At 73.2% G+C, this 4,404-nt stretch carries 1 pseudogene; it reads left to right on the top strand.

The annotated features are described in order from the left end of the window. Positions 1 to 4,404: pseudogene (locus tag ACIGG8_RS42695) on the top strand (hypothetical protein); the annotation flags it as partial.

Genomic DNA, 4,404 nt, shown 5'->3' with positions numbered 1-4,404 from the left:
GGGCGACGGCAGCACCCGGCTCGTCCTGCTCCACGAACCCGGCCGCCCCCGCGGCGAGTTCGTCACCGTCCACCCCACCGGCAAGGACACCGCCGTCACCGGCAAGGACACCGCCGCAACGGACAAGGACGTCCACCCCGCCGCCACCGACACCCCGGACCCGCACCCCGTCACGCACGAGGACGGCACCCACCTCCTCGACGCGGGCGACGACCGGATCCCCGGCGCCCCCATGCCACTGGTCCGCAACCCGCGCGACGAGGCCCTCCCGCACGACCCGTCGGCACCGACCGCCCGCCAGGACATGGTGCCCGGCGCCCGCGACCTGGAGATGGTCGAGCACCTGCGCCGCGACGTCGTCGTGCCCGGCGACCGCCCCCGGGAATGGGGCGCCCAGGACCACGCGCTGTACGACCACCTCACGGCCACCGACGCCCGCCGGCCCTTCGGCTTCTGGAAGGGCCTGAGCGAGGACCAGGCGGCCGCGCTCGTGCTGGCCGAGCGCAAGGGCCTGGAGTTCGCCGCCCGCGAGCACGCCGTGCTCAAGGACCGGCTGCGCCAGGCCACCGGCAGCTGGTCCTGGGCGCAGAACTACCCCCGCGACAGCGAGCAGGCCCTCGACCGGCTGATCGCCACCGTCCAGGACCACATGCGCACCGGCATGTTCGTCGCCACCAACTTCTTCCTCGACAAGCCCCTCAACGACAACCGCAGGACCACCCTGGGCACCTCCGGGGGCACCCGGACCGCCCGCTCCTCCCGGCCCGAGCCGGAACCGGCCCCCAAGACCGTCCTCGACCTGATGATCGAGGACCCCTCGCAGACCTTCAAGAACGTCTGGCAGACCCGCGCCTCCCAGGCGGCCGTGGACGACTCCCGCCGCGGCGGCGTGGAGGAGCACTTCGGCTACGCCGCCACGCTGCGCCGCGACCCCGCCACCAGGAACCACTTCCAGGACACCGGGACCGACAAGAGCGCGTTCCACCCGGACGAGAAGGAGGCCGCCCGGCTGCCGAAGTACGCGGCCCTGGTCTCCGAACTCCAGCCGCGCGGCGTCGCGGTGCGCTACGGCAGCGCGATCATGCGCTGGAAGGACGACGTCCGCGCCCGCGCCACCCACACCCCCAAGGACTCCTGGTCCGCGGGCGCGATGGGCGCCCGCTCGGTGACCCCCGACTCCCACCTGCTGCCGCTGCTCACCTACGGCACCGACTTCATGGTGCGGCGGGTGTTCGGTGAGGCCACCGGCTTCCGGCACGACGTCGAGTTCGGCCGCCGGCTGCTGCGCGAGGGCATGGAGACCGACGAGTACTTCGAGACCCAGATCCACGGCGACCTGCACTGGAAGGACCTGCACAGCGTCACCATCGTGCACCTGCCGGAAGGCCGGACGGCCGACCGGACGACCGGGCCGCTGCCCACGGCGGAGGCCGCCCAGCAGCTGCGGGACCGGCTCCTCGCCCACCGGCAGGACCGCGGCTACGACTTCACCGTCGAACTGCGCCTGCACGGGCAGCCGCCGGTGCTGGACCGCGTCGTCCCGCACCCCTCCGTCCCCGAACCGCCCGTCCACGAGACCGCCCCGACCATCCTCGACAACGGCGACGAGATCACCCCCGTGGAGCACGACGCCACGCAGCACGGCGTCACGCAGCACGACGTCGCGGAGCACGACGACGAACCCACCCCGCCGCCGACCGGCGCGCCGATGCGCCTGGCCGACCACCCGCTCGACGTCCCCAGGCGCATGCCCGGCCCGGGCGTCGAGGACCCCTTCCCGGCCGGGTGGGGGCAGCTGTCCGACCTGCGCGCACGGCTCGACGCCCTGCCCGCGGACAGCCCCGAACGCGCCCCGCTGCAGCGGCAGGTCGACCGGGCCCAGGCGAAGCTGCGGTCGGACTTCACGACCTTCCTCGACCACGACGGCAGCGACCTCGCCACCGCCTCCCGGGCCCGCGAGGACCGGATCACCGAGCTGCGCACGCAGACCCCGCCCCCGGGCGCCCGGGAGGAGGCCCACCACCAGCGGCTCCTGGACACGCTGGAGCTGGAGGTGCGCGAACTCCAGGCCGAGCTCGACCGCCACGCCCTGGACGCCCGGTCCAAGCAGCGGATGATCCCCGGCCCGCGGGACCTCGCCCTGGTGGCGCACCTGCAGGACCCGCAGAAGCACCCGCTGCCGGAGGGCGAACACGCGCCCGAGCTCCTGGAGCGCCTCACCGGCGCCACCGTCGACTGGAAGTCCCTGGACCCGGTCCAGGCGGCCGCCCTGGTCATGGTCGAACGCAAGGCGATGGCCTTCGAGCAGCGCGACCGTGCCCTGCTCACGGAGAAGCTGACCGCCGCCACCGGCGAGTGGGCGTGGGCGGCGAACTACCCCCGCGACACCCCCGGGGCGGTCGACGAGCTGATCGACCGGGTCCAGCAGCACATGCGCACCGGCATGTTCATCGCCACCAACTTCCACTTCGACCAGCCGCTCAACGCCAACCGCCGGACCGCCTTCGGCAAGGCCGGCGGGATGCTCGGCACCTGGGGGCCCAAGCCGAAGACCCTCCTCGACAAGCTGATGGCCGACAAGCAGGGACTGTTCCGCAACGCCTGGGAGACCGGCGCCTCCCAGGCCGCGGTCGTCCCCTCGCGCCGCGGCGGCGTGGAGGAGCACATGGGCTACGGGCCCGCCCTGCGCCGCAGCCACGACACCCGCGGCCTCTTCCAGGACACCGGCACCGAGGACAGCGTCTTCGCCCCCAAGAAGGTCGACCGCGGCCTGATGCCGAAGTACGGGGCGCTGGTCTCCGAACTGCAGCCCTTCGGCGTGGCACAGCGCTACGGCGCGTTCGCGCTGCACTGGTCCGACGACATCCGCGGCCGCGTCACCCACACCCCCAACGACTCCTGGACGGCACGGGAGAAGGGCGCCCTGTCGGTCACCTCCGACTCCCACCTGCTGCCGCTGCTGCTGTGGGGCGAACGGGACATGGTCGAACGGGTCTTCGGCGAGGCGACCGGCTTCCGGTACGACCCGACCTTCGGCGAGCGGATGCTCACCAAGGGCATGGACACCAACAGCTACTTCGAGACGCAGATCCACGGCCCGCTGTCCTGGGGCGACCTGCGGCACGTCGTCATCAGCCACCGGGAGGACGCCGGCACGCCCCCCTCCCGGCGCGACGCGCACCTGCCCACCCGGGAGCGGGCCGAGGAGATCGCCGGCAAGCTCCGCGCGTTCGCGACGAAGAACGGCCACGCCTTCACGGTGGAACTGCGCCGCTCCGACGCGCCCCCGGTGCTCAACCGCCTGGCCGACGCCCTCGCCCCCACCCCGCAGCAGCCCCGGCAGCCGCAGCCGCTCCGGCAGCCGCACCCGCAGCAGCCGCCGCACGAGGACGTCCCGAGCATCATCGACAGCGGCGCCTACGACCACTGGAGCGACTCCGACTCCGATTCCGACGCCGGCTCGGCCGCCGCCTCCGACACGGGCGGCGCGGTCCACCCCGGCGACGACCCGGCCGGGACCTGGTACGGCGAACAGCCTGAACTGCCCCAGGGCTTCCTGTTGAACGGACCCACCCTCGACGTGTTCGCGCACCGCAACGTCGAGGTCGACTACCCGGTGGGCCTGGCGGGACAGGAGTTCGTGCCCGGCCCGGAGGAGCCCCACCTGCTGGCCGCCCCCTGGGAGCTCGACGGGTTCCCCGGCTGGGACGCCTCGGCCACCGGGTTCGACCGCGACCTGATCTTCGCCGACCTCGACGAGAACCCGGTGCTCTGGCGCGGGGACACCAGCCTGCTGTACCGGTGGGAGAACGGCGCCCGGGACTACCTGGAGGTGTTCGCGCAGGGGTTCGCGCCCCGGGGCGAGGACACGTACGTGCCGCTGGAGACCTACCTCGTCGACAATCCGGCGTCGGTGTTCGTCAGCACCACCCGCTCGGCGTTCCACCAGAGTCCGGGCTGGGGCACGGCCTACCGCTACCTGATCGACGCGCCGGGCGGGATCGACGTGCGGGCGACCCTTCCGCACCGCCAACTCGCGGACATCGAGCAGGAGGTGGCGTTCCCGGGCGGCATCCGGCCCGAGTTCGTCGTCGGCGTCGAGATCGTCCACGACACCGCGCTGCTGCACGACCCGCAGGACCCGGGCGTCCACTGGTACGAGCACCCGGTGACCTTCGTCCCCAACCCCGGCTACCAGCCGGCCCACCGCTTCGCCCACGAGGAGCAGCACGAGCAGCACTGGGACCAGCACCACCACGACAGTGACGACGACGGCGGTGTCGGCAACCTCGGCCTGACGCTGACGAACGCCACCATCCACGACACCGTCCACGACAACGGCACCGTCCACGACGACCACACCGACGGGCACCGGCCCTCCGCCGACGGCGGCCTGGTGACCCA

The organism is Kitasatospora sp. NPDC085464, assembly GCF_044541955.1.
In the GTDB taxonomy this organism is placed as follows: Bacteria; Actinomycetota; Actinomycetes; order Streptomycetales; family Streptomycetaceae; genus Kitasatospora.
This window is presented reverse-complemented; position numbering and strand designations above follow the sequence as displayed.